Here is a 24,436-nt window from a genome sequence, read left to right as displayed (position 1 = left end):
GGACCATGCTGACGCGCCGCGCGATGCTCGCCGCCGCCGCGATGGCGCCCGTTGCGGCGCAGGCGTCCGGCGCGGCCCCGGTCCCGCCGACCCTGGAAGAGCTGCTGCGCGAACCCAGCGTCCACGACGCCGCCATCTCGCCGGACGGCGAGCAGCTCGCGATCCTGCGCACCCAGGTGAAGGACGGCCGGAAGAACGCCTTCGTCACCCTCTCGCGGATGGCCGACCTGTCCGCCCAGCCCGCCGCCGCGGTAATCGGCGAGCAGACCGTCAGCCACGTGGAATGGGCGAACAACGAGCGCCTGCTGATCTGGATCACCTTCCACAAGGACGACAAGGGCCAGCCCTATGGCCTGTGGTTCTACGACACCTTCGTGCCCATCCCGGTGAAGCGGGTGGTCTCCGTCGATCTGAAGGGCCAGGACCCGGTGGTCATGTTCACCGGGTCCCGCTCGGTGCTGCGGCGCGGCTTCGACGCCTCGCGAGTGGTCGACTACCTGAAGGACGATCCGCGCCGGGTGCTGATGCAGGCCTGGAACGACAGCCGCGGCGCCTACGGCCTGTTCCAGGTGGACGTCTACACCGGCGCGGCCGAGCTGGTGGAGCAGGGGGTCGCGGCCACCGACTTCTGGCTCACCCAGGGCGGCGTGCCGATGCTGCGGATGGACAGCAACTCCCGCGGCACGATCGGCTGGGTCTACGGCCGCGCGCCGGGCGAAAAGGACTGGAAGCTGATCCGCAAGTCGCGGTTCAACGAGGTCAAGAAGCTGCCCGACTTCGACGTGGTGGGCCCGACGCCGGACGCCGGGGTGTTCCTCGTCTGCCAGCGCATGGAGGGCAGGGACACCAGCGTCATCCGCACCTTCGACCTCGCCAACCTCAAGTTCGGGGACATCGTCGCCGAGCGCCCCGACCGCGACTTCGACACCGCCTTCGTCGATGAGAACCTGCGGCTGGTCGGCAGCGCCTACTGGGACGACCGGCTGAACTACCAGTTCGCCGATCCGGCGCTGGCCCCGCACTTCCGGGCGGTGAACGCGGCGCTGAAGAACACCTGCAACGTCGAGCTCTACGACATCGATCTTGCGCACCGGCGCATGCTGCTGCGCGCCACCGGTCCGCAGGAACCGGGCGCCTTCCAGCTCTACGACCGCGAAAAGCGCAGCCTGGAGTACGTCGGCCATTGCAAGCCCTGGCTGACCCCCGAGCGCCTGGCGAAGACCGAGGCGCTGCAGGTCCGCACCCGCGACGGCGCCCAGATCACCGCCTACCTGACCACGCCGATCAACGCCGGCAAGGGCGCCCTGCCCATGGTGGTCATGCCGCACGGCGGGCCCGAGATCCGCAACTACCTGGACTACGACACCACGGTGCAGGCGCTGGCCGCCAGGGGCTGGCTGGTGCTGCAGCCGAATTTCCGCGGCTCGGGCGGCTATGGCCGCGCCTTCGCGGAGTTGGGCAAGCGCCAGTGGGCCGACCGGATGCAGGAGGACGTCGAGGACGCCGTCGCCCAGGTCGTGGCGTCAGGCCGCGCCGACCCGAGGCGCCTGGCCATCTTCGGCGCCAGCTACGGCGGCTATTCGGCCCTGATGGGCGCGGTGCGCCGGCCCGACCTCTACAAGGCGGTGGTCTCGGTGGCCGGCGACGCCGACCTGATCGAGAGCCTGGCCTTCTCCCGCCGCGAGGACGGGATCGATTCCCCGACCTACGCCTACTGGCGCGCCTCGATGGGCGACCCGAAGGCCGACGAGGCCCTGCTGGTCCGCGCCTCGCCCGCCCGCCGCGCCGCCGAGATCCAGGCGCCGGTCCTGCTGATCCACGGCCAGGCCGACACCATCGTCGACCCCAGGCAGTCGAAGCTCATGGCCAAGGCCCTGCAGGCCGCCGGCAAGACCTGCGAGCTGGTGGAGCTGAAGGGCGAGGGCCACCGCAACTGGTCCGACGAGACTTGGAGGACCGTGCTGCAGACGACGACGGACTTCATCGCGAAGTACGTCTGACCACCTCTCCCTCTCGCTAGGCAGTGAGAGAGGAGGAACCACACACCGGACACTCCGGGTCCCCCGCGACCCGCACCGTCCGCGTCTCGGCCGCCAGGGCGTCGTAGATCAGCAGCCGGCCGGTCAGCGCCTCGCCCGCGCCCGCGATCAGCTTCACCGCCTCCAGCGCCATCATCGAGCCGATCACCCCGGCCAGGGCGCCGACCACCCCCACGGCCACGCAGGTCTCGGCCTCCGGCGGGATCTCGGGCACCAGGCAGCGGTAGCAGGGCTGGCGGCCGAACACCCCCACCTGCCCCGTCCAGCGACCGATGGCGCCGGAGACCAGCGGCTTGGCGTGGCGCACGCAGGCGTCGTTGACGCAGAACCGCGTGGCGAAGTCGTCCGTGCCGTCCAGCACCAGGTCGACCCCCTCGACCAGCTGGTCGGCCGTCGCGGCGTCGAAGGCGCCGTTGTAGCCGGCGACGAAGACGTGCGGGTTGAGCGCGTGCAGGCGGTCGGCCGCCGCATCCACCTTGGGCCGCCCGAGGTCGTCGGCGGCGTAGATCACCTGCCGCTGCAGGTTGGAGACGTCCACCTCGTCCGGATCGGCCAGGATGATCGTGCCCACGCCCGCCGCCGCCAGGTACAGCGCGGCCGGCGCGCCCAGGCCGCCCGCCCCCACGATCAGCACGCTGGAGGCCTTCAGCTTCTGCTGCCCCGGACCGCCCACTTCGCGCAGCACCAGGTGGCGGGCGTAGCGCTCGATCTCGTCGTCGGTGAAACTCATTCCCTTGACCTCGATGGGCGCGCTGCTCACATCGCCCGGATGTCGAATAACTCAGCCTTTCCCGATTGGCACGGGACCACGATCCTGGCGGTGCGCAAGGGCGGCAAGACCGTCGTGGCCGGTGACGGCCAAGTGTCCATGGGCCAGACCATCGTCAAGGGGACCGCGAAGAAGGTCCGCAAGCTGGCGGGGGGCCGCGTCATCGCGGGCTTCGCCGGGTCCACCGCCGACGCCTTCACGCTGATCGAGCGCCTGGAGGCCAAGCTGGAGCAATATCCCGAGCAGCTGGCCCGCGCCTGCGTCGACCTCGCCAAGGACTGGCGCACCGACCGCTACCTGCGCCGGCTGGAGGCCATGCTGATCGTGGCCGACAAGGACCAGATCTTCACCGTCACCGGCGTCGGCGATGTGCTGGAGCCCGAGTATGGGGTGGCGGCCATCGGCTCCGGCGGAAACTACGCGTTGGCAGCAGCCAGGGCGCTGTTGGACGTAAACGGGTTGGATGCGGAGGCCGTCGCGCGCAAGGCGATGGGCATCGCCGCAGACATCTGCGTCTACACCAATGGAGAACTGACGGTTGAGGTCCTCTAGCGTCGCCCTGATCGCGGCCTTCCTCGCCTTCCCTGCCCTCGCCGCGCCGGTGACGCCCGCGGCGGTCGTCGCCGCCGAGCGGGCATTCGCGGCCGACGGAAGGGCGCTGGGCGTGCAGGCCAGCTTCCTGAAGCATTCGGCCCCCGACGGCATCGTGTTCGCGCCCGAACCCCTGCTGGCCAAGGCCGTCTACGGCCAGCCGCGGCCGAAGGGGGTGGAGCTGATCTGGTGGCCCCTCTGGGCGGGGATCGCCCGCTCGGGCGACCTGGGCTTCACCACCGGCCCCTACACCGCCGACGGCAAGCCCGGCGGCTACTACTTCACCGTCTGGGCCAGGCAGCCGGACGGTTCCTGGAAGTGGCTGTTCGACGGCGGTCCGCCCAGCGACCAGACCGGCGCCGCGCCGCAGGGCTCCGACGTCGCCTACGCCAGGCTTTCGGCGAAACAGGCCGGCTCGCCCGCCAAGGCCATGGATCAGGTGATGAAGGCCGAGGTCGCCCTTCACGCCGCGGCGAAGACCGACGTCAAGGCCGCCTTCCTGGCCGCCGTCGCCGAGGATGGCCGCATCGTGGGCTCGCGGGCCCGGCCGCCCGCCAGCCGCGCCGAGCTGGAGGCCGAGCTCGCCACCCGGGCCGCCTCGGTCGCCTTCACCCCACTCGGCGGCCAGGCGTCCAGCGCCGGCGACATGGCCTGGACCTACGGCGTCGCCAAGTGGACGGCGGACGGAGCCGAGCAGCGCGGCCACTATGTGCGCATCTGGCGGAACGACCAGCCGGGCTGGCGGCTGCTGTTCGACGAGCTGCTTCCGGCGCCGGCGCTCAAATCTCCGCCTGTGACGCCGCCCGCTTCGTGACTATCTAAGCGCCGACATGACAGAATTTTCCCCCCGCGAGATCGTCTCCGAGCTCGACCGCTACATCGTTGGCCAGCACGAGGCGAAAAAGGCCGTGGCCGTCGCCCTGCGCAACCGCTGGCGCCGCCGGCGCATACCGGACGACCTGCGCGACGAAGTCACGCCGAAGAACATCCTGATGATCGGCCCCACCGGCGTGGGCAAGACCGAGATCGCGCGCCGCCTCGCCAAGCTGGCCCAGGCCCCGTTCCTCAAGGTCGAGGCCACCAAGTTCACCGAGGTCGGCTACGTCGGCCGCGACGTGGACCAGATCGTCCGCGACCTGGTGGAGAGCGCCATCGCCATGGTGCGCGAGAAGCGCCGGGCTGGCGTGCGCGCCCGAGCCGAGGCCGCCGCCGAGGAGCGGATCCTGGACGCCCTCACCGGCCCCGGCTCCACCGCCGCCCGCGAGAGTTTCCGCAAGAAGCTGCGGGCCGGCGAGCTGGACGACAAGGAGGTCGAGCTGCAGCTCGCCGAGAGCGGGCCGTCCATGCCGATGATGGAGATCCCCGGCCAGCCCAATATGGGCATGCTCAACATCGGCGAGATGTTCGGCAAGGCGTTCGGCGGCCGAACGAAGACCCACAAGACCACCGTGGTCGGCGCCTGGGCCCCGCTGATCGCGGAGGAAAGCGACAAGCTGGTCGATCAGGAGGCCCTGACGACCGAGGCGCTGGAGCTGGCCGAGAACCAGGGCATCGTCTTCCTGGACGAGATCGACAAGGTGGCCTCCAGCCGCGAGCGCTCCGGCGCCGACGTCAGCCGCGAGGGCGTCCAGCGCGACCTGCTGCCCCTGATCGAGGGCACCACGGTCTCGACCAAGTACGGCCCGGTGAAGACCGACCACATCCTGTTCATCGCGTCGGGCGCCTTCCATGTGGCCAAGCCGTCCGACCTGCTGCCCGAGCTGCAGGGCCGCCTGCCGATCCGGGTGGAGCTGAAGGCCCTGAGCCGCGAGGACATGCGCCGCATCCTGGTCGAGCCCGAGGCCAACCTGGTCCGCCAGCACCAAGCCCTGCTGGCGACCGAGGGCGTGACCCTCACCTTCACCGAGGGCGCCTATGACGCCCTGGCCGACGCGGCGGTGGCGGTGAACGGCTCGGTCGAGAACATCGGCGCGCGACGGCTGCAGACCGTGCTGGAGAAGGTAATGGAGGAGATCAGCTTCACCGCCGGCGACCGCAGCGGCGAGTCCATCGAGATCGACGCCGCCTACGTCACCGACCGGATCGGCGAACTGGCCGGGAATGCCGACCTGAGCAAGTTCATTCTCTAAGCTCTGTGCCGCCGCGCCTGGCGGATGGCCTCTTCCAACGCCTTGGCGAACTCGCCGCGCTCGCCGGGGCTGAGCGCGGCCGCCACGGCGGTCTCGCGGCCCGAGAGCGCCAGGCGCAGCGCCATCACCCGGTCCTCGTCGTCTCGCTCGGTGGTGACGCGGGTGAAGGCCGTGGGGCTCTCCCAGACCACCCGCGTGGCCTTCGACGTCTCATAGGTGATCCGCACCTCGGCCGGGCTCACCTGCACGCGTTCGATCACCCGGCCGGCCTTGAAGCTAGCCATGAAGGCCACCACCACCGCGAGCAGGTCGAGGCCCAGGAAGGGCAGCACGAAATGCGCGCCCATCCGCACGAAGACCGCGGCCGAGGCGACGTTGGCCAGGGTGATGATGGAGATGAGGATCACGAATCCCCGCTCGGACAGCGAGCGGTTCGGCTTGATCTCCGCGTCCATGTAGAGCGGCCAGGTCATCGGCGTCGACGATAGCGGGAAGTCCACGCGCGCGGAACTGGCTGCGACGCCCGACTTGAAGGCCCCGCCGCAACGACCTAATCCCGGACGCAACTCCGTGACGAAGGTGGAACGATGAGCGAGACCTGGGCCCAAGGCCGCATCGCCCTGGTGACGGGCGCCACATCCGGATTCGGCGAGGCGATGGCCAGGCGGCTGCTGGCCGCCGGCGCAAGGGTGATCGCCACCGGCCGCCGGACCGACCGGCTGGAGACGATGGCCGGTGAGCTCAAGACCGACCGCCTGCTCATCCGCGAGCTGGACGTGACCTCCGAGACGTCCATCGCCGCCTTGCTGCCCAGCCTGCCCGCCGGGTTCGAGGCCATCGATATCCTCTACAACAACGCCGGCCTCGCCCTGGGCCTGGGCAAGGCCCACGAGGCCTCGCTGGCCGACTGGGAGACCATGATCGCCACCAACGTCACCGGCCTGGTCCGCATGACCCGCGCGGTCCTGCCCGGCATGGTGGCGCGCAACCGCGGGGACGTGATGAACCTCTCCTCCGTGGCGGCCAGCTACCCGTACCCCGGCGGCAACGTGTACGGGGCCACCAAGGCGTTCGTGCGCCAGTTCTCGCTGAATCTTCGCGCCGACCTGATCGGCACGAAGGTGCGGGTCACCTCCATCGAGCCCGGCATGGCCGACACCGAGTTCTCCGTGGTCCGCTTCAAGGGCGACCAGACCGCCGCCGACAAGGTCTACGCCGGCGTCCACGCCATGAGCGCCGACGACGTGGCCCTGGTCTGCGAGAGCGTCCTGAAGCTCCCGGCCCACATCAACGTCAACACCCTGGAGCTCATGCCGGTGCAGCAGGCCTGGGGCCCGTTCGCGGTGGATCGGGGGTAGCGCCTCCTCTCCCCCACACGAAGTGAGGGGGGAGAGGGTAGGGTGAGGGGCGGCTCTGCATCGCGCCCGCCGCTCCCGGTTCAGCGAGGATCATGGCTGAACCATCCTGCCCGCCGAAAGGCCGGCGTCGCCCCTCACCCTACCCTCTCCCCTCGGGCTGCGCCTCCGGGGAGAGGAGCGGATGACATCACCTGTCGCGTCAGGACATCTTCCCCCCATGGCCAAAACCCCGCCCCGGAAGAAGCTGAAACCCGCCGAGCAGGCGCGGATCGCCGAATTGTTCGAGCGGTTCGAGAGCCAGGAGAGCGACCCGCGGACCGAGCTGAACTACGCGAGCCCCTATGAGCTGGTGGTCGCCGTGGCGCTGTCGGCCCAGGCCACCGACGTCTCGGTCAACAAGGCCACCACCAGGCTGTTCGCCGTCGCCGACACGCCGCAGAAGATGCTGGCCCTCGGCGAGGCCGGCCTGAAGCCGTTCATCTCGTCCATCGGCCTCTACAACATGAAGGCCAAGAACGTGATTCGGATGGCGGAAATCCTGATCGAGCAGCACGGCGGCGAGGTGCCCCTCGACCGCGAGGCGCTCCAGGCCCTGCCCGGCGTCGGCCGCAAGACCGCCTCGGTGGTGCTCAACGAGCTGCGGATTGAACCCGCCATCGCCGTCGACACCCACGTGTTCCGGGTCTCGCACCGCCTCGGCCTCTCCACCGGCAAGACGCCCGACAAGGTCGAGGCCGACCTGATGGCGATCGTGCCGGAGCCCTACCTGACCCGCGCCCACCACTGGCTCATCCTGCACGGCCGCTACATCTGCGTCGCGCGGCGGCCCAAGTGCGAGGAGTGCCCGGTCGCCGACCTCTGTCCGTCGCGGCATCTGTTCCTGGCCGCATGAGCGCCCCTCGCCTCCCGCTGACCGCGCTCCGGGTCTTCGAAGCGGCGGCGAGGCACGAGAGCTTCCTGCAGGCGGCGGAGGAGCTGGCCATCACCCCCGGCGCCGTCAGCCGCCAGATCAAGGCGCTGGAGACCGAACTGGCCGTGCGCCTGTTCGAGCGCTTCAACCGGGCGGTACGCCTCACCGAGACCGGCCGCCGCCTGGCTACAGGGGTGCGCCAGGGTCTCAGCCTCATGGAGGAGGCCGTCGCCGAAGTCCGCGACGAGCGCCCCGGGGTGCTGGCGGTCACCGCGATGCACTCGTTCGCCGCCCGCTGGCTGGTGCCCAGGCTCCATCTGTTCAACGAGCGCCACCCGGACATCCAGGTGCTGGTCGCGGCCTCCGACACCAGCGTCGACCTGGTGCGGGAGCGCTACGACGTGGCGATCCGCTTCGGGCGCGGCCCCTACCCCGGCTTCCACGCCCGCAAGCTGGTCTCGCTGTTCATGTTCCCGGTCTGCAGCCCCCGCCTGCTGGAGCACGCCCGGCTCGACACCCCGCACGACCTGGCCCACGTCCACCTGCTGTCCGACGTCTACCTGGCCCAGGGCGAGCCGCACTGGGGCGACTGGCTGGCGCTGGCCGGCGCGCCGGAGGTGGACTGGCGCCGGGGCCAACAGTTCTCGAACGTCTACCTTGCCATCGAGGCCGCCATCGCCGGCCGTGGCGTGGCGCTGGGCGAGCGCGCCCTGGTGCTGGACGAACTGGCCACCGGCCGGCTGGTGAAGCCCTTCGACATCGAGCTTCAGAGCACCTACAGCCAGTGGATCCTGACCCTGCCGGAAAAGGCCGACCGGCCCGACATCCGCAAGTTCCGCAACTGGATGCTCGCCCAGGCGGACGTCGACGGACTGCAGCGCTTCGAGTGATCTGAGATCAACTGAACAGCCGACTTCTCCTTTGTGAGAGACCCTTGATCGGCGTTTAAAGGGGCCGTCCGAAACCTCCTCTCCCCGGGAGTTCCCCATGACCACCGAGTGCATCGATCAGCACCATTTCGAAGCCCGCCAGAGCTATCTGCACGACGCCGTCATCGGACTGGTCGTCGCGGTGGTCTTCGTCATCCCCGCGACCCTGGCCGTCTTTACGTTCCTGTAGAGCGCGACCCCGTCGCCAGGCCTGCGCTCCGCAACGCGCAGGGCCTGGAACTCCAGAAGACACGGACGGCCGCGCAGCCCGTGCGCCTCCGTGTCTTCTGCCTTTTCGGACCCGCTAGAGGATCACATGCGGCACGTACCGGCTCAGGTTCTTCGTGACACGGCTGCGGTCCTCGCGGATGCCGATGCCTGCGGGTTCGTCGCCCACGATCCAGGCCCCCACGACCGGGTAGTTCCCATCGAACGGCGTGAGCGGATGCAGCGCCTGGCGAATATGGCCCTCTTCGCCATAGCCCTCGTCCAGAACCTTCGCGCGCCGGCCGTCGTCGACCAGCTCGATGTTGGCGCCCTCGCGGCTGAACAGCGGTTTCCGCACATACGACTTGGCCAGCTCCGCTGATCGGGGATCGTCCTCGAAGAAGGCCGGCAGCAGGTTCGGGTGGCCCGCGTGGCGCGCCCACAGCAGCGGCAGCATGCCCTTGTTCGACAGGATCGCCTTCCAGGCCGGTTCCAGGAACTGGGTCTTCGAACCCTTGATCTTGGGCGCGTAGTCCTCGCGGAACATCTCCTCCCAGGGATACAGCTTGAAGAGCGCGTTGATCAGGTAGTTGTCCTGGTCGACGAACCGGCCGTCCGCGTCGAGGCCGATCTTCTCGATGGGCACGAACTTGGGCTCGATCCCGGCCTGGGCGGCGATGTCCTCCAGGTACTTGACCGTCTGCCGGTCCTCGACGGTGTCGGGATCGCTGGCGAAGTGGACGAAGCCGCCATTCGGGAAGATCGCCCTGAACCGCTGCTCCAGCTTCTCGTGCAGGCTGTTGAACTGGTCGGCCGAGGCGGGCAGGGCGCCGGCCTCGATCATGTCCTCCAGCCAGATCCACTGATAGACGCCAGTCTCATAGATGCTGGTCGGCGTGTCGGCGTTGTACTCGAACAGCTTGGCCGGACCGGCGCCGTCGTAGGCGAAGTCGAAGCGGCCGTAGAGCGAGGGATCCTTGCGGGCCCAGCTCTCGGCCACGTCGTCGCGGGAGGCCTCGGGGATGGCGAGTTTCGCCATCAGCTCCTCGCTCCTCACCACCTCGTCGACGAGGCCCAGGCACAGGGCATGCAGCTCGCGCGCCGGCTCCTCGATCTCCTCCTCCACCTCGTCGAGGCTGAAGGCGTAGTAGGCCCGCTCGTCCCAGTACCGGGCGCCGTCGAGATGGCGCCAGGTGAAGCCGAGCGCCTCGGCCTTCTCATCCCAGCCGGGGCGTTCGGTCGTCCTGATGCGTTTCACGGGAGCCTCAGCTCTCCTCGCCGCGCTTCACGGGGACCGACTGGGCCTCGATCTGCAGGCGCGGCGCCTCCAGCTGGACCATCGGCTCTTCCTTGGGCGCCTTCAGGCGGGCCAGGACGTCGTTGGCCGACGAATGGCCCGGCAGGATGCCGGCCGCCTTCAGCTTCGCGTCCAGGTCGGCGCCGGTGCGACGGTCTTCCAGCTCGCCGGCGGCCTTGAACTTCTCGTCGGCGATGGCCTGGCGCTCCTTGATGCGCTTGAGGCTGTCGGCGGCGGAACCTAGGCGGGCGGAGGCGCCGGCGCCCTGGCTGGCCACGGCGGCCTGCGCGCGCTGGACGCTGTCGTTGACCTTCACCACGTCGATCTCGCGGCGCAGGTTCTCGACCCGCTGCTGGGTCGCGGCGATGGTCTGGTGCATGCGCTCCTCGGCGGCGCGCATATCGGCCAGTTGCGGCGTCTTCAGGCCGACCTCGCTCTCCAGTTCGGAGATCCGGGTCGCCACTTCCAGCGCCAGGGACTCGTCGCCCTTGGCAAGCGCGGCGCGGGCCGAACTCTCATAGCGGCCGGACTGGTCCTGCAGGCCCTGCAGCTCCTTCTCGAGCATACGGCGCTTGGCGACCAGGGTGGCCAGGTCGTCGCGGGCGCGGCCAAGCGCGTTGTCGGCGTCGCGGATTTCCTGATCCAGGATCCTGAGCGCGTTGGCGTCGACCACCGCCGCGCCGGCCTCGTGCGCCGTGCCGCGGAAGAGGGTGATGAGCTTCGTGAAAATCGACATTCAACAATCCTCAAGCCGCGGCGGAGAAGTTTTCGCGCAGTTCGTCCGCCGCGCGGATGGCGTTCTCGGCCAGCATGCGCAACTCGATGATGACCGTCTGCAGCGTGGTCTTGCACGACAGCTCGCCGAATACCTCATAGTAGTCCCGGCCGCCCACGGTGGTGATGCCGAAATTCGACAGTGGCACCAGCTTCTGGGCCTTCAGCAGGAAGACGTTGAACGCCGCCTGGTCCTTCTGTTCGTCGACCGGCCACATCAGGGCGGACACGACGATTTGTTCGGCTCCGACCGACAGGAAGATCGGCAGGTCGCCGAACTCATGCATGGTGATCTGCAGTACGGGCTCGGAGCCTTCCAGCACGCGGGCGGTCAGCTCGCCGTCGCGCAGCAGGCGGGTCTCGGTGAGCGCCTGCGAAAGACTCTTCACCGACCAGTCGGTGTCGATGACGTGGTCCATTTGGAATGATCCCTGCGGAGGGTCTGGGTTTCTCAACAGCGCCGGTCCGCGGCTCGAAGCTGTGATAATGGCTCTTGCGGCGGCCTGGATATCGGACTTGGCGCCCGGCGGAACCCACAGCTCCAGCTTCACGAGCCCGAGCCGCTGGCGCTCCTCGCGCCACAGCCGGGTCCGTTCCGCGGGGCTCAGGCCCGTCGTCCTGTCTTTAGGAGTCCGCATACCAGGTATGTATACGCGTATGTTTGACAAGCCACAACATGGGACTATGATTAAACCTCGACAAGGGCTGATGGCGTGATCTTTCGCGGACTGTTCGGCGGACGCAAGGACGAGGCGAAGGCCCCGGCCGTCCCGGTGGTGCGAAATGTCACCATCGGCCGCAGCGTCCGGCTGGATCCGCTGGCCTGGCGCCGCTACGGCGGCGACACGCGGGTCAAGCTCAAGGTCGACGTGCTGAACATCGTGGCCCAAGGCCTGATCGACCTCGGCGCCGACGGCTTCGTCCACCGGTTCTACACCGAGGACGACCTGATGCTGCAGATGGTCAGCCCCGACGCTGGCGGGCTTGAGGCCGACGACTTCACGATCTTTGTACCCTGGTCTTCGGCCTACCCGCCGGATGCGCGGGCCAAGCGAGAGTGGGCCGACCGCCTGCGCGCCCGCACCTTCAGCGACCAAGACCTGCCCGAGTACCGCCGCTTCTGGTTCGGCGACGCCGACGAGCGGCAGGACCCGGTCAGCTTCTGGGAAGAGGTGTTCGACGACCGCGAGGGCCGCCATGTGCGGCGCATCTACCAGACCAGCATGCTGTTCGCCCGCGACCTGCCGGGCGAGGGGCGCGAACTCCTACTCGCCATCGAGATGGAGCCTGAGGGCGGCGACCTGACCCACGAGGTCATGGTCGGCATTCCACTGAACATTGGAGAGTTCGAAGCATGATCGGGTTCGACCCCTACGCGTTCAGCCAGGGCGCGCTGAACTTCGCCCTCGCGTTCCTCGCGGCCGGCGGCTTCACCTTGATCTTCAAGGCGATCTACCGCTGGATCACGCCGCACGACGAGGGCGCCCTGATCCGCGCCGGCAACTCGGCGGCGGCCGTCACCCTGGGTGGCGCCCTGCTTGGCTACGTGATCCCGCTCGCCTCGGCGCTCACGCAGACGCATTCCCTGCCGGAGTTCGTGGCCTGGGCCCTTCTGGCCGGCGTGATCCAGATCGTCACCTTCTGGGCCGTGCGCCACATTGCTCTGAAGGACCTTTCGGCCCGGATCGAACGGGGCGAGATGGCGCCGGCGCTCTATATGATGATGATCTCCATCGCGGTCGGCATCCTGAACGCCGCCTGCATGACGGCGTAACCGCCATGAAGCGCTCCCGGAAACTGGTCCTCACCACCCTGATGGCGGCGGGCGGCGTCTCGCTGACCGCGTGCGGCGACACACCGACCCCCACCATCGCCGACCAGGGCAAGACCACCGACGCCTACGCCTACCAGTCGTTGCAGGAGTGCAAGGACAAGAACGAGGTGCCGGACGAGGCCTGCGACACGGCCCAGAAGAACGCCAAGGACGACGAGAACGCCGAGGCCCGCTACGCCGACTCCAAGACCTGCGAGGACGTCTACGGCCCCGGCCAGTGCGTGCCGCGCTCCAGCGTCGGCGGCACGGGCTCGTTCTGGGGTCCCCTGGTGGCGGGCTTCGTGGTCGGCCGGATGATGGACGGCGGCTGGGGCGGACGCGGCCTCTACCGCGACTGGCGCGACGGCGGTTTCTACACGCCGAACGGCGGCCGGGTCTGGACCGACTATTCCTCGGGCCGCACCAAGATCGGCCAGCGCGGTTTCGACGCGCCGGACATCGCCCGCGGCCCCGAGAAGGCCATCACCCGCTCCTCGGTCATCAGCCGCGGCGGTTTCGGCGGCCGGATGGCCAGCCGGAGCTACTCGGGCGGGAAGAGCTGGGGTGGCTGACGGCCGCCGCCCCATATTGAGTGACTCGGCCGGCCCGGAATTCCCAGATTTAAGAGAAGGTTATCCCTGTCCAGATAGCTTCGTTCTGCGAGATTTGCGTATGCGGAGAACTCCGTCGGCGCCTCAAGGACGAGTCAACATCCGATGCGCATCGGCGCCGCCTATCCCGAACCCATCCACACCGCGGTCATCCACGCGGCTGAACGCCACGGCCTGACCAATCTGGCGACTCAGGTCTTGGCGGCGGCAGGTGTCGCGGTCGCGGGCGGGCGCAACGACGCCGACTGGTATGCGGCGTGGTTCATCTTCGGCCTGCTGATCGTTTCCATTCGTATCGTGGTCGGCCTTCGGCTGCGTAGAGGCGTCCAGAATCCGGCCCTGGGCTTCGAACACCTGCGCCGGCGCCAGTTCGCGCCGATCTTTTTCCTGATCCTGACGGCCGGCCTGTGGACCGCCCTCGCCTGGAGCCGCCTGCCGGTAGAAGGCCTCGACCAGAGATTCACGATTATCGTGGTGCTTTCGGCGCTCGCGGGCGGTGCGGTCGGCGTGCTGTCGCCGCTGCTGTGGACCGGGCGGGCCTACATTTCGCTGGTGCTGGTCCCGGCGAGCATCAGCCTGCTGCTGGGCGGCGACGCGGATTCCATCCTGGGCCTGCTCGGCCTCATGTTCTGGGTGGTGATGTTGGTCGCGCACAGCTCGAACCACCGGTTGCTTCTCCAGACGATCACCCTTGGCCTCCAGAACGCCGAGCTCGCGGACGCCCTTCGGGCACGCACCGCAGAGGTCGAGGCCGCAAATTGCGAGCTCGAAGCCCGCGTCAAGATCAGAACGCAAGAGCTCAGCGAAATGGCGACCAGGGCGCAGGCCGCCAGCCGCGCCAAGTCGGAGTTCCTCGCGACGATCAGCCATGAGATCCGAACGCCGCTGAACGGCGTCGTGGGGATGGCGCAGGTGATGGACCACTATCCCCTCTCGCGGGCGCAACACGAGCGGCTGCGGATGATCCAGTCGTCGGCCGGATCGCTCCTGGCGATCATCAACGACGTCCTCGACATCTCGAAGATCGAAGCCGGCCGGATGGAAGCGCACATCGAGCCGTTCGACCTGCGCGACTTCTCATCCGGGATCGAGCGCATCTACGCACCCCTCGCCCGGGAGAAGGGTCTGGGCTTCAGGATGACGCTCGAGACGGGGGCGCCCACCACTCGGATGGGCGACGCGCTCAAGCTCCGGCAGATCGTCTCGAACCTGGTCGCGAACGCGATCAAGTTCACCGCGCACGGCGAGGTCGGCATGGACATCTCCTTCGCCGGGGACGACGTCCGCTGCAGCATCTGGGACACGGGCGCCGGCATTCCCGCGGAGATGTGCGGCGCGGTGTTCGAACCCTTCGTGCAGGTCGACGGCTCCATGACGCGCCTGGCCGGCGGCTCCGGCCTGGGGCTATCCATCTGTCGTGATCTGTCCAAGCTGCTCGGAGGCGAGATCGCCCTGACCTCGGCCGTCGGGGCCGGATCCCGATTCGACCTTCGCCTTCCGATGCCTGCCGCCGAGCCTGCCGCCCGAACGGCAGAGCCGCAGGCCGCCGCGGCCGACCGCGGACACCTACGGATCCTGGTGGTGGACGACAACGCCAACAATCGCCTCGTCCTGCAGTCCCTCCTGCAACAGTTCGACATCGCCTCCGGCTGCGCCGCGGACGGCGCCGAGGCGGTGATGGCCTGGAACGATAACCCTTGGGACGCCATCCTCATGGACGTGCATATGCCGGTGACCGACGGCCTGGACGCGACCCGCCAGATCCGTGCGCTGGAACGCCAGCGCGGCCGGGCCCGGACCCCAATCATTGCGGTCACCGCCAGCATGATGAGCCACGAGACCGAAGCCTACCTGGCCGCCGGCATGGACGGCGTGGTCGGCAAGCCGATCCAGGTCGGCGAATTGCTCGGGGCGCTCCAAGACCGGCTGGCGCCGCTGAAGGCGGCGTAGGCACGCGGGCACGGCGCACGGCGCCTAGCCTCCGGCCCCCTTTCCCTGTAAGTCGCGGCCCCTACGCGCTCAGGGAACTCCACTCGCAATGCCCGACCTTTACGACGTCGCCGCGATCGGCAACGCCATCGTCGACGTGATCGCGCCGTGCACCGACGCCTGGCTGGCGGAGAACAACCTGACCAAGGGCGCGATGATGCTGGTCGATCCCGTCCAGTCGGCCGCGCTCTATTCCAGGATGAACCAGGCGGTGGAGGCCTCGGGCGGCTCGGCGGCCAACACCATCGCCGGCCTCGCCAGCTTCGGCGGCAAGGGCGCCTTCATGGGCAAGGTCGCCGACGACCAGCTGGGCGGCGTCTTCGCCCACGACATGCGCGCCATCGGGGCCCGGTTCGAGAACGAACCGCTGGTCGGCGGACCGGCCACGGCGGTCTCGATGATCAACGTCACCCCGGACGCGCAACGCACCATGTGCACCTTCCTGGGCGCCTCGGTGGAGTTCACCGACAGTGACGTGGACGTCGAGACGGTCGAGGCGGCCAAGATCGTCTACCTCGAGGGCTACCTGTTCGACGCGGAGGCCGCGCGCCGCGCCTTCGCCAAGGCCGCGGGCCTGGCGCACGGCTCGGGCCGCAAGATCGCGCTCACCCTGTCCGACAGCTTCGTGGTCGAGCGTCATCGGGGCGGCCTCAGGGGTTTCATCGAGGCCCAGGTGGACCTGCTGTTCGCCAACGAGGCCGAGCTGCTGGCCCTCTACGAGACGTCCGATTTCGACGAGGCCTGCGAACAGCTCCTGCGCCATTGCGACCTCGCCGCGGTCACCCGCAGCGAGAAGGGCTCCGTCGTGCTTTCGAAGGGCGAGACCCTGCACATCGCCGCCGAGCCCGTGGAAAAAGTCGTGGACACCACCGGCGCGGGCGACCAATACGCGGCCGGGTTCCTCTTCGGCCTCTCCCAGGGGCGGTCGCTGCACGACTGCGGCCGGCTGGCCTCCGTGGCGGCGGCCGAGGTGATCTCGCACTACGGGCCGCGGCCGCAGGTTTCCCTCAAGAACCTCGCCGCCTCCAAGGGACTCTAGCGATGAGCCGCAAGGCCGAGGTCGTCCGCAACACCAAGGAGACCCAGATCCGCGTGGCCGTGGACCTGGACGGGACCGGCGTGTCCAAGGTCTCCACCGGCATCGGCTTCTTCGACCACATGCTGGACTCGTTCGCCCGTCACGGCGGCATCGACATCGACGTCGAGACCAAGGGCGACCTGCACATCGACATGCACCACACGGTGGAAGACACCGGCATCGTGCTGGGCCAGGCGATCAAGGAGGCGCTGGACGGGTTCAAGGGCATCCGCCGCTTCGGCCACGCCTACATCCCGATGGACGAGACCCTGAGCCGCTGCGCCATCGACTTCTCCAACCGGCCCTACCTGATCTGGAAGGTCGACTTCAAGACGCCGAAGGTCGGCGACATGGACACCGAGCTGTTCAAGGAATTCCACCACGCCTTCGCCATGAACGGCGGCGCCTGCGTGCACCTGGAAACCCTCTACGGCGCCAATTCGCACCACATCGCCGAGAGCGGCTTCAAGGCCCTGGCCCGCGCCGTGCGCCAGGCGGTGGAGCTGGACCCCAAGACCCACGGCCATGCCCCCTCCACCAAGGGCGTGCTCTAGGAAACCATCCTGATGAAGAGCGTCGCCCTGATCGACTACGGGTCGGGCAACCTTCGCTCGGCCGAAAAGGCCCTCGTCCGCGCCGCGGCCGGGACGGCGAACATCGTCGTGACCAACGACCCCGAGACGGTGGCCAGGGCCGACCGCATCGTCCTGCCGGGGGTCGGAGCGTTTGCCGCCTGCATGGCCGCGCTCAGCGAGCGGCCGGGCGTGATCGAGGCCATGACCAACGCAGTGATCCGGCGCGGCGCGCCGTTCCTCGGGATCTGCGTCGGCATGCAGCTCATGGCCTCGCGCGGCCTGGAGTTCGGCGAGACGCCCGGCCTGGGCTGGATCGAGGCCGACGTCCGCAGGATCGAGCCCGCCGACCCGGCCCTGAAAGTGCCGCACATGGGTTGGAACACCCTGGAAGACGTCTCCGACCTGCCGATGCTGGCCGGACCCAAGGCCGGCGAGCCGGTCTATTTCACCCATTCCTTCGCCATGTTCCCGGCTGACGCGGCGGACGTGGCGGCCTATGTGGACCACGGCGGGCGGTTCCCCGCGGCAGTGGCGCATGACAACTTCGCTGGGGTGCAGTTCCACCCCGAGAAATCGCAAGCCGCCGGCCTGAAGCTTCTGGCCGACTTCCTGGAGTGGCGCCCTTGATCCTCTATCCCGCCATCGACCTGAAGGACGGCCAGTGCGTGCGCGTCCTGCACGGCGACCTCTCCACGGCGACCGTGTTCAACACCGAGCCCGCCGCCCAGGCGAAGACCTTCGTCGCCGCCGGCTTCCACTGGATCCATGTGGTCGACCTGAACGGGGCCGTGCAGGGCAAGGCCGTGAACGCGCCGGGCGTCGAGGCCATCCTGTCGTCGGTCTCCGTGCCCGTGCAGCTGGGCGGCGGCATCCGCACCCTGGCCGACATCGAACGCTGGATCGAGGCGGGGGTCAGCCGCGTCATCCTGGGCACCGTGGCGGTGAAAGAGCCCAAGATCGTGCTGGCCGCGGCCAAGCTCTATCCCGAACAGATCGCCGTCAGCGTCGACGTCCGCAAGGGCAAGGTCGCCGTCGAGGGCTGGACCGCCGACAGCGAATTGGACGCCATCACCGTGGCCAAGCGGTTCGAGGACGCCGGGGTCGCCGCCCTGATCGTGACCGACATCGACCGGGACGGCACCGTCATGGGTTTCAACGTCGAGGCGTTCGGCGCCATGGCCGACGCGGTCTCGATTCCGGTCATCGCCGCCGGCGGCCTGGCGACGGTGGACGACATCGTCAAGCTCAAGGCCCGCAAGGGCGTGCCGGTGGCCGGCGCCGTGCTGGGCCGGGCGCTCTACAACGGCGCCATCGACCCGGCCCAGGCCCTGGAGATCGCCGCGTGAGCCTCAAGGTCCGGGTGATCCCCTGCCTGGACGTGAAGGACGGGCGCGTCGTGAAGGGCGTGCAGTTCGTCAACCTGGTGGACGCCGGCGACCCCGTCGAACAGGCCCAGGCCTATGACGCCGCCGGCGCCGACGAGCTGATGTTCCTGGACATCACCGCCTCCCACGAGAACCGCGGCACGATCCTGGACGTGGTGGCCCGCACGGCCGACGTCTGCTTCATGCCGCTCAGCGTGGGCGGCGGCATCCGCACCGTCGAGGACGCCCGTCGCCTGCTGCTGGCCGGGGCCGACAAGATCTCGATCATGACCGCCGCCGTGAACGACCGCGACGTGGTCAGCCGCTGCGCCGACGCCTTCGGCAGCCAGGCCGTGGTCGTCTCCGTCGACGCCAAGAAGGTCGGCGAGCATTGGGAGGTCTTCACCCACGGCGGCCGCAATCCCACCGGCCTCGATGCGGTGGCCTACGCCGCCGAGGTGGTCGCCAAGGGCGCGGGCGAAATCCTCCTGACCTCCATGGACCGCGACGGCGCCAAGATCGGCTACGATCTGGAGCTGATCCGCGCGGTCAGCTCGGCCGTGTCGGTCCCGGTGATCGCCTCGGGCGGGGCCGGCAATACGCGCCATCTGGTCGAGGCCGTCGGGGCCGGCGCCGACGCCGTGCTCGCCGCCTCGATCTTCCACTTCGGCGAGATCTCGATCGGCGAGGCCAAGGCCGCCATGGCCGCGGCGGGCATTCCCGTCCGCCTTACGGAGCTAGCACCCGCATGACCCGCTTCGCCAAGGTGATCGACCGCCTCGCCGCCACCATCGAGAGCCGGAGGGGCGGGGACACCAGCACGTCCTACACCGCTCAGCTGCTGGGCGACCTGGACCGCGCCGCCAAGAAGCTGGGCGAGGAGGCCGTCGAGGTCGTGATCGCCGCCGCCCAGGGCGACCGCGAAGCCGTCACCGCCGAGAGCGCCGACCTGCTCTACCATTGGCTGGTGGTCATCGCCGCCGCCGGCGTAAGCCTCGAAGAGGTCGCGGAACGGCTGGAGGCGCGCGAGGGAACGTCCGGCCTGGCCGAGAAGGCTTCGCGCAAGGCCTGACCGGTCGGCCCACGGGCTCCGCCGCTCGTCCCAAGCGGGCTTTCGGCGGGACGTTTTCGGGCGGCAGGCTGGGCCATGACCCGCGCCCAGCTCCTCCTCTCCGCCGCCCTCGTCTCGCTCGCCGCCTGCAGCCGCGCCCCCACGCCGCCGCCGGTCCCCGACGTGGATTGGGCCCACTACGGCGGCGACGCCGGCGGCCAGCGCTTTTCCCCCGCGGCCCAGATCACGCCCAAGAACGTCCGCGGGCTGAAGGTCGCCTGGCGCTATGTCACCGGCGACCTCTCCACCCACGCCGAGGCGCTCGAGCACGCGGCCTTTGAGGCGACGCCGATCCTGGCCGGCGGGCGGCTCTATCTCTGCACCCCCTTCAACGTGGCCAGCGCGCACGACCCGGCGACGGGCCGGGCGCTGTGGCGCTTCGATCCCAAGATCGACGCCACGCGGCGCTATCCCAACAGCTTCAACTGCCGGGGCGTGACCTACTGGCGCGATCCCGCCACCCCGCCGGCCGCGCCCTGCGCCGAGCGGGTGTTCATGGCCACCAACGACCGGCGCCTCTTCGCGCTGGACGCGGCCACCGGAAAGGCCTGCGCCGGCTTCGGCCACGGAGGCGTGGTCGACGCCATGCCGGGCGCCCGGTTGGCCCGACCCGCCGGGGCGCAGATCACCTCGGCGCCGGTCGTGGTCGCAGGCGTCGTGATCGTGGGCTCCTCGATCGACGACAACCAGCGCGTCCACGAAACCTCCGGCGCGGTGCATACCTTCGACGCGGTCACCGGCGCCCTGCGCTGGAGCTACGATCCGCTGTCCGGCGCCGATCCCACAATCAAGGCCGGCGCCGCCAACGTCTGGGCGCCGATGTCCGTGGACGAGGCGCGCGGCCTGGTCTTCCTGCCCACCTCCAGCCCCAGCCCGGACTTCTACGGCGCAGCGCGGCCGGGCGACGCCGGCCATGCCAATTCCGTGGTGGCGCTGCACGCCGCCACCGGCCAGCTCGCCTGGGCGTTCCAGACCACCCATCACGACGTCTGGGACTATGACGTCCCGGCCCAGCCGACCCTGGGCGTCGTAGGCTACGGTGGCGTGGCGCGACCGGCGGTGATCCAGACCACCAAGCAGGGCCTGGTCTTCACCCTGGATCGCGAGAGCGGCCGGCCGATCATCCCGGTGGAGGAGCGCCCCGTGCCCCAGGGCGGCGAGGTGGGCGAGGTCCTGTCGCCGACCCAGCCCTTCCCGATCGCGCCCGCGCCGCTGGCCCCGAACCGCATCCGGCCCGACGAGGCCTATGGCCTGACGCCCTGGGACCGCGACGCCTGCCGCAAGCTGATCGCGGGCGCGCGCAACGAGGGCATCTACACGCCCCCTTCGACGAAGGGGACCATCCTCTATCCCTTCACCGGCGGCGGCTCGAACTGGGGCGGCATCGCCTATGACGCCCGCCGCGGGATCGCGTTCGTCAACACCTCCTCGGCCCTGCACAAAGTCACCCTGATCCCCGCCGCCCGCGTGGAGGCCGAAGAGAAGGCTCACCCGCACGCCGAAATCAGCCCCCAGGCCGGGGCGGCCTTCGGCATGCGCCGCGAGGTCCTGCGCTCGCCGCTGGGCCTGCCGTGCAACCCGCCGCCGTGGGGCCTGCTGTCGGCAGTGGACATGACGACCGGCAAGATCCTGTGGCGGACGCCGCTCGGCACCACCCGCGACCTCGCGCCCGGCTCCCAGTTCTTCACCAAGGGCGTCGGCACGCCGAACTTCGGCGGCCCGATCGTCACCGGCGGCGGCCTGGTGTTCATCGGCGCGGCTATGGACAACTACCTGCGGGCCTTCGACGCCATGAGCGGCAAGGAGCTCTGGAAGGGACGCCTGCCCGCCGGCGGCCAGGCCACCCCCATGACCTACGTCTGGAAGGGCCGCCAGTACGTCGTCATCGCCGCCGGCGGCCACGCCAAGGCCGACACCAGGCGCGGCGACCAGGTCGTGGCCTTCGCGTTGCCCGATTAGGGACGCGGCTTCCGCTTCAGCGCAACATAGAGCGCGCCTTCGCCGCCGTGGTGGCGGGCCGCCTCCGAAATCCCCGCCACGATGTGGGAGAGGTGCGGCGCGCCCAGCCAGCCGGGGACGGCCTTGCGCAGCACCCCGTCGCCCTGCACGCCCTTGCCGGTAATCACCAGGACCGCGCGCCAGCCGTCGTCCCAGGCGCGGGCCACGAAGGCCTCCAGCGCCGCGCGGGCGCGGTCCTGGGTCATGCCGTGCAGGTCGATGCGGGCGCCGATCTCCTCGCGTTCCTTGGCGATGCGGTGCTTGCGGCGCGGTTCGATGCCCTCGACACCGTAGCGCAGGGTCTTGGCCCGCTCGGCGGGCCGCTTGGGTTCGACGCGCGCGGCGGCGTCCAGGGTCTGCGGCATGGCCTTCCGGGGCTCGCTTCGGCCGGTCAGCGGATGGACGGTGGCCGCCACCATCGACCAGATCCGCTGCTCCTCCGGCTTCAGGGGCCGTTTCATGGGCGCGGGACCAGCCGGTAGAGCCGCAGGGTGTGGCGCACCCGGCCCGCTTCGGCGCCCGCGGCGGCGCCTTCGCCCAGGTAGAGGTCGGCCCGCACCTCGCCCTTGATCGCCCCGCCGGTGTCCAGTGCGGTCGCCAGCCGCCGGTAGGCTGGGAAGGCGCCCGCCAGCAGCGGCGCCTCGGCGTCCACCCAGAGCAGCTCGCCGTAGGCATGGAACGCCGGATCGATCGCCACCGCGCGGCCGGCGGGCAGGGGGACGTTGGCCGCGCCCACGGGCGGCTTGCCGTCGTCGGGGGCCAGGCGGAAGAAGGCGTAGCGCGGGTTCAGCCGCATGATCTCATCGGCCTCGGGCCCGCGATGTGTGGCAAGCCAGCCGCGGATGGCATCACCCCCCGTGTTGTCCCGGGCCAGCATTCCGCGGTCTCGCATGGGATTGGCGATCCCGGCGAAGGGGCGGCCGTTGTGGGCGGCGTAGATCGCCTTCATCCGCCGGCCGTCCTCGAAGGTCAGCACGCCCGAGCCCTGCACCTGCAGGAAGAACAGCTCCTCCGGCCGCATCCAGGCCAGCGGCCTGTCGACGGGTGAGGTCTCGATGGTCGCGCGGTCGGGGTATGGGCGAGGACCGTCTGCAGCGCCCGGCCCCTGCATCACCTCGCCGGTCGTCGTCACGAAGAGATCGGCCGGCTTCGGCCGGACCGGCGCGCTGAACTCGGCGTCGGGTTGGCGCCGCGCCTCGTAGACCGGCGCAAAATAGGCGGTGAGCACGCCCTCGGCCCCGATCCGTTCGGCCTCGAAGAAGGCTTCGAGGAAGGCGCGCCCGACGCCGGGGCCGACCTCGCGCACCGCCCGCGCTCGGCGGCAAAGTTCCGCCGCCGCCGGATCGCGCGCGGCGTGGCAGGTCTCGCGCCAGGCCGCGAAGGCGGCGTCGTGGTCCTCCATCGCCCAGCCCGGAAGCTGCGACAGCTCCAACCGGCGCGGCGGTTCGGGCGGCTGGGGCCGGGGAACGGGCTGGACCGGCCGCGGATAGCCGGGCGGCGGCGGGCCGTGCTCGGACGGCGTGGCGCAGGCAGCGACGCTCAGGGCGGCAAAGGCCGCCGCGACGAACCCCCAACGCACCGAACCTAGGCCTCGGCGGCGTCGACGTGGACCAGGGTCCAGTTGGGATCGCGGCTCTTGAGCCGGCGCTCGAAGGTCCACAGCTCGGCGGTGCGCCGATCCTCGACGCCCTCGCCCTCCGGGCCCTTGGTGCGGCTTCGGAACTCGGCCAGGAAGCGCACGGTGAGGTGCGCCAAGTCGCCCTGGGTGACGTCGGCCTTCTCCAGGTCGGCGCGGGGCGCGTGGAAGAACTCCACCGTCTCGGTCCGGCCCTCGGCCGCCTTCTGGTCGATGGCGGCCTCGAAGCTGGCCAGCACGCTGGGCGCCAGGAGGTTGCCCAGGGTCGCCTTGTCGCCCTGGGCGAACGCCTTCACGATCATCTCGTAGGCGCCCTTCGCCCCCGCCAGGAAGCGGTTCATGTCGAAGGACGGGTCCTTGGACTTGATCGCCGCCAGGCCGGTCAGCTCAACGCCGTCGTCGATCAGGTCGGCCGGGCGCTCCGGCGGGCGCACGGAGGCGGCCGCGGCTTCCACCGCCGGCCGATCCTCGGGCTGGCGGCCCACGCGGCGGCCCAGCACCGAATAGAGCTGGTACAGCACGATGACCGCGAGGCCGGCGAAGATGATGAGTTCCAGGACTTGCAACGAGGCGCTTTCGGGAGTGGGGAGGCTTCTGGGACCTTATACGCTGAATATCTCAATATAGTCCGCAGGAACGCTGGCGTCAGGGGCGGCGTTGCATCGCCCTGGGCGCCATGATAGCCGCTCGGGCCCGAACAAGCGCGATCCTCGCGTTTCCGCGTATAGAGAATTCCGTCAGATCATGAGCGAAATCGACCTCGGCGCAGGTGCGCCTCAGGCCCAGGGCGGCGAGCCCGGGATCCGCATCCTGGCCCAGTTCATCCGCGACCTCTCCATGGAGAACCCGCGCGCGCCGGACGCCCTGCGTCCCAGCCCTGACCAGCCGCAGATCGACCTCAACGTCGAGATGAACGCCCGGGGCCGCGAGGACGGCCTGTTCGAGGTGGACCTGAAGCTCTCGGCCCGCGCCGCTCGTCCCGACGGCCCGCTGTTCCACGTCGAGCTGCTGTACGGCGGCGTCTTCCAGATCGGCGGCGTGCCGGCCGAGGAGATGGAGCCGGTGTTGCTCATCGAGTGCCCGCGCTACCTGTTCCCCTTCGCCCGGCGGATCATCGCCGAAGTGACCTCGGAAGGCGGCTTCCCGCCCTTCCTGCTCGACCCCATCGACTTCGCCGGCGTCTACGCCGCCCGCAAGGCCCAGGGCGAACCCCAGGTCGGCCACGCCTGATTTTTCCCTCTCCATGAAAGGGAGGGAA

Annotated in this window: 28 protein-coding genes; 20 read left to right on the top strand and 8 right to left on the bottom strand. The window is 69.7% G+C overall.

Annotation, left to right across the window (positions count from 1 at the left end; all coding sequences use genetic code 11):
- The first annotated feature begins 5 nt into the window (after nt 1-5).
- Complete coding sequence (locus EPO51_RS13635; RefSeq protein WP_293351361.1) at nt 6-2,000, top strand: alpha/beta hydrolase family protein; 1,995 nt, start codon at nt 6-8, stop codon at nt 1,998-2,000.
- Between the two features lie 16 nt (nt 2,001-2,016).
- On the opposite strand, the gene EPO51_RS13630 is transcribed toward EPO51_RS13635, so the two are convergent.
- Nucleotides 2,017-2,769: a HesA/MoeB/ThiF family protein gene (locus EPO51_RS13630; RefSeq protein ID WP_293351359.1), complete on the bottom strand. Its 753-nt coding sequence runs from the start codon at nt 2,767-2,769 to the stop codon at nt 2,017-2,019.
- A gap of 39 nt (nt 2,770-2,808) precedes the next feature.
- Between EPO51_RS13630 and hslV the strand changes: the two genes are divergently transcribed.
- From hslV to hslU, 3 genes are read left to right on the top strand one after another with little or no spacing between them, the layout of a single operon-like run.
- Complete coding sequence (hslV, locus tag EPO51_RS13625) at nt 2,809-3,360, top strand: ATP-dependent protease subunit HslV (RefSeq protein WP_293351357.1); 552 nt, start codon at nt 2,809-2,811, stop codon at nt 3,358-3,360.
- Nucleotides 3,347-4,213, top strand: coding sequence for a nuclear transport factor 2 family protein (locus EPO51_RS13620; RefSeq protein WP_293351355.1), 867 nt, complete (start codon nt 3,347-3,349; stop codon nt 4,211-4,213). The genes hslV and EPO51_RS13620 overlap by 14 nt, the downstream gene beginning before the upstream one ends.
- A 16-nt stretch (nt 4,214-4,229) precedes the next feature.
- A complete protein-coding gene (hslU, locus tag EPO51_RS13615) occupies nt 4,230-5,528 on the top strand; it encodes an ATP-dependent protease ATPase subunit HslU (protein ID WP_293351353.1) in 1,299 nt (432 codons plus the stop codon).
- Here hslU and EPO51_RS13610 read toward each other — a convergent pair.
- The gene (locus EPO51_RS13610) at nt 5,525-6,001 is read right to left on the bottom strand and encodes a DUF2244 domain-containing protein (RefSeq protein ID WP_293351351.1); all 477 of its coding nucleotides are present in this window, start codon (nt 5,999-6,001) and stop codon (nt 5,525-5,527) included. The two genes, hslU and EPO51_RS13610, sit on opposite strands and share 4 nt — an antisense overlap.
- Nucleotides 6,002-6,115: 114 nt before the next feature.
- On the opposite strand from EPO51_RS13610, the gene EPO51_RS13605 reads away from it, so the two are divergent.
- The 4 genes from EPO51_RS13605 (at nt 6,116) to EPO51_RS13590 (ending at nt 8,915) form a co-directional block, all read left to right on the top strand.
- Nucleotides 6,116-6,886 (top strand): SDR family NAD(P)-dependent oxidoreductase, encoded by a 771-nt coding sequence (locus tag EPO51_RS13605; RefSeq protein ID WP_293351349.1) that lies wholly within the window; start codon nt 6,116-6,118, stop codon nt 6,884-6,886.
- Between the two features lie 217 nt (nt 6,887-7,103).
- Nucleotides 7,104-7,778: an endonuclease III gene (nth, locus tag EPO51_RS13600; protein WP_293351347.1), complete on the top strand. Its 675-nt coding sequence runs from the start codon at nt 7,104-7,106 to the stop codon at nt 7,776-7,778.
- Nucleotides 7,775-8,686 (top strand): transcriptional regulator GcvA, encoded by a 912-nt coding sequence (gcvA, locus tag EPO51_RS13595; protein WP_293351345.1) that lies wholly within the window; start codon nt 7,775-7,777, stop codon nt 8,684-8,686. The genes nth and gcvA overlap by 4 nt, the downstream gene beginning before the upstream one ends.
- Before the next feature lie 97 nt (nt 8,687-8,783).
- Nucleotides 8,784-8,915, top strand: coding sequence for a hypothetical protein (locus EPO51_RS13590; RefSeq protein ID WP_293351343.1), 132 nt, complete (start codon nt 8,784-8,786; stop codon nt 8,913-8,915).
- 114 nt (nt 8,916-9,029) lie between these two features.
- On the opposite strand, the gene EPO51_RS13585 is transcribed toward EPO51_RS13590, so the two are convergent.
- The 3 genes from EPO51_RS13585 to EPO51_RS13575 are packed head-to-tail and all read right to left on the bottom strand — an operon-like array spanning nt 9,030 to nt 11,422.
- Nucleotides 9,030-10,190 (bottom strand): glutathionylspermidine synthase family protein, encoded by a 1,161-nt coding sequence (locus EPO51_RS13585; RefSeq protein ID WP_293351341.1) that lies wholly within the window; start codon nt 10,188-10,190, stop codon nt 9,030-9,032.
- Nucleotides 10,191-10,197: 7 nt separating this feature from the next.
- A complete protein-coding gene (locus EPO51_RS13580; protein ID WP_293351339.1) occupies nt 10,198-10,965 on the bottom strand; it encodes a PspA/IM30 family protein in 768 nt (255 codons plus the stop codon).
- Nucleotides 10,966-10,975: 10 nt separating this feature from the next.
- Nucleotides 10,976-11,422, bottom strand: a complete 447-nt coding sequence (locus tag EPO51_RS13575; protein WP_293351337.1) for a YjfI family protein — start codon at nt 11,420-11,422, stop codon at nt 10,976-10,978.
- A 294-nt stretch (nt 11,423-11,716) separates the two neighbouring features.
- On the opposite strand from EPO51_RS13575, the gene EPO51_RS13570 reads away from it, so the two are divergent.
- The 11 genes from EPO51_RS13570 to EPO51_RS13520 all read left to right on the top strand — a co-directional run bounded on the left by EPO51_RS13570 (nt 11,717) and on the right by EPO51_RS13520 (nt 21,503).
- Nucleotides 11,717-12,361, top strand: coding sequence for a DUF2491 family protein (locus tag EPO51_RS13570; protein ID WP_363200668.1), 645 nt, complete (start codon nt 11,717-11,719; stop codon nt 12,359-12,361).
- Nucleotides 12,358-12,777: a DUF350 domain-containing protein gene (locus tag EPO51_RS13565; protein ID WP_293351335.1), complete on the top strand. Its 420-nt coding sequence runs from the start codon at nt 12,358-12,360 to the stop codon at nt 12,775-12,777. Before EPO51_RS13570 ends, EPO51_RS13565 begins: the two co-directional genes overlap by 4 nt.
- A gap of 5 nt (nt 12,778-12,782) precedes the next feature.
- Nucleotides 12,783-13,388 carry a DUF1190 domain-containing protein gene (locus tag EPO51_RS13560; protein WP_293351333.1) on the top strand — a complete coding sequence of 202 codons (606 nt, stop codon included), beginning with the start codon at nt 12,783-12,785 and terminating at the stop codon, nt 13,386-13,388.
- A gap of 144 nt (nt 13,389-13,532) precedes the next feature.
- On the top strand, nt 13,533-15,377 hold the full coding sequence (locus EPO51_RS13555) for an ATP-binding protein (protein WP_293351331.1): 1,845 nt from the start codon (nt 13,533-13,535) through the stop codon (nt 15,375-15,377).
- 88 nt (nt 15,378-15,465) lie between these two features.
- The gene (locus EPO51_RS13550) at nt 15,466-16,455 is read left to right on the top strand and encodes an adenosine kinase (protein WP_293351329.1); all 990 of its coding nucleotides are present in this window, start codon (nt 15,466-15,468) and stop codon (nt 16,453-16,455) included.
- A gap of 2 nt (nt 16,456-16,457) precedes the next feature.
- Nucleotides 16,458-17,048 (top strand): imidazoleglycerol-phosphate dehydratase HisB, encoded by a 591-nt coding sequence (gene hisB / locus EPO51_RS13545; RefSeq protein ID WP_293351327.1) that lies wholly within the window; start codon nt 16,458-16,460, stop codon nt 17,046-17,048.
- A gap of 12 nt (nt 17,049-17,060) precedes the next feature.
- On the top strand, nt 17,061-17,696 hold the full coding sequence (hisH, locus tag EPO51_RS13540; RefSeq protein WP_293351325.1) for an imidazole glycerol phosphate synthase subunit HisH: 636 nt from the start codon (nt 17,061-17,063) through the stop codon (nt 17,694-17,696).
- Nucleotides 17,693-18,415: a 1-(5-phosphoribosyl)-5-[(5-phosphoribosylamino)methylideneamino]imidazole-4-carboxamide isomerase gene (gene hisA / locus EPO51_RS13535; RefSeq protein ID WP_293351323.1), complete on the top strand. Its 723-nt coding sequence runs from the start codon at nt 17,693-17,695 to the stop codon at nt 18,413-18,415. The genes hisH and hisA overlap by 4 nt, the downstream gene beginning before the upstream one ends.
- Complete coding sequence (gene hisF, locus EPO51_RS13530) at nt 18,412-19,185, top strand: imidazole glycerol phosphate synthase subunit HisF (protein WP_293351321.1); 774 nt, start codon at nt 18,412-18,414, stop codon at nt 19,183-19,185. The genes hisA and hisF overlap by 4 nt, the downstream gene beginning before the upstream one ends.
- Nucleotides 19,182-19,505, top strand: a complete 324-nt coding sequence (locus tag EPO51_RS13525; RefSeq protein WP_293351319.1) for a phosphoribosyl-ATP diphosphatase — start codon at nt 19,182-19,184, stop codon at nt 19,503-19,505. Before hisF ends, EPO51_RS13525 begins: the two co-directional genes overlap by 4 nt.
- Nucleotides 19,506-19,580: 75 nt before the next feature.
- Entirely contained in the window at nt 19,581-21,503 is a 1,923-nt protein-coding gene (locus EPO51_RS13520) for a pyrroloquinoline quinone-dependent dehydrogenase (protein WP_293351317.1), read from the top strand.
- Here the strand turns inward: EPO51_RS13520 and EPO51_RS13515 are convergent.
- The 3 genes from EPO51_RS13515 to timA are packed head-to-tail and all read right to left on the bottom strand — an operon-like array spanning nt 21,500 to nt 23,744.
- The gene (locus EPO51_RS13515; protein ID WP_293351315.1) at nt 21,500-22,003 is read right to left on the bottom strand and encodes a Smr/MutS family protein; all 504 of its coding nucleotides are present in this window, start codon (nt 22,001-22,003) and stop codon (nt 21,500-21,502) included. The genes EPO51_RS13520 and EPO51_RS13515 overlap by 4 nt on opposite strands.
- The gene (locus tag EPO51_RS13510) at nt 22,000-23,121 is read right to left on the bottom strand and encodes an MltA domain-containing protein (RefSeq protein WP_293351313.1); all 1,122 of its coding nucleotides are present in this window, start codon (nt 23,119-23,121) and stop codon (nt 22,000-22,002) included. Before EPO51_RS13510 ends, EPO51_RS13515 begins: the two co-directional genes overlap by 4 nt.
- A gap of 5 nt (nt 23,122-23,126) precedes the next feature.
- Complete coding sequence (timA, locus tag EPO51_RS13505) at nt 23,127-23,744, bottom strand: TIM44-related membrane protein TimA (protein WP_293351311.1); 618 nt, start codon at nt 23,742-23,744, stop codon at nt 23,127-23,129.
- 178 nt (nt 23,745-23,922) lie between these two features.
- On the opposite strand from timA, the gene secB reads away from it, so the two are divergent.
- Complete coding sequence (gene secB / locus EPO51_RS13500; protein ID WP_293351309.1) at nt 23,923-24,408, top strand: protein-export chaperone SecB; 486 nt, start codon at nt 23,923-23,925, stop codon at nt 24,406-24,408.
- Nucleotides 24,409-24,436: the final 28 nt, after the last annotated feature.

The sequence above is a fragment of the Phenylobacterium sp. genome, assembly GCF_004297125.1.
Lineage (GTDB): Bacteria > Pseudomonadota > Alphaproteobacteria > Caulobacterales > Caulobacteraceae > Phenylobacterium.
This window is presented reverse-complemented; position numbering and strand designations above follow the sequence as displayed.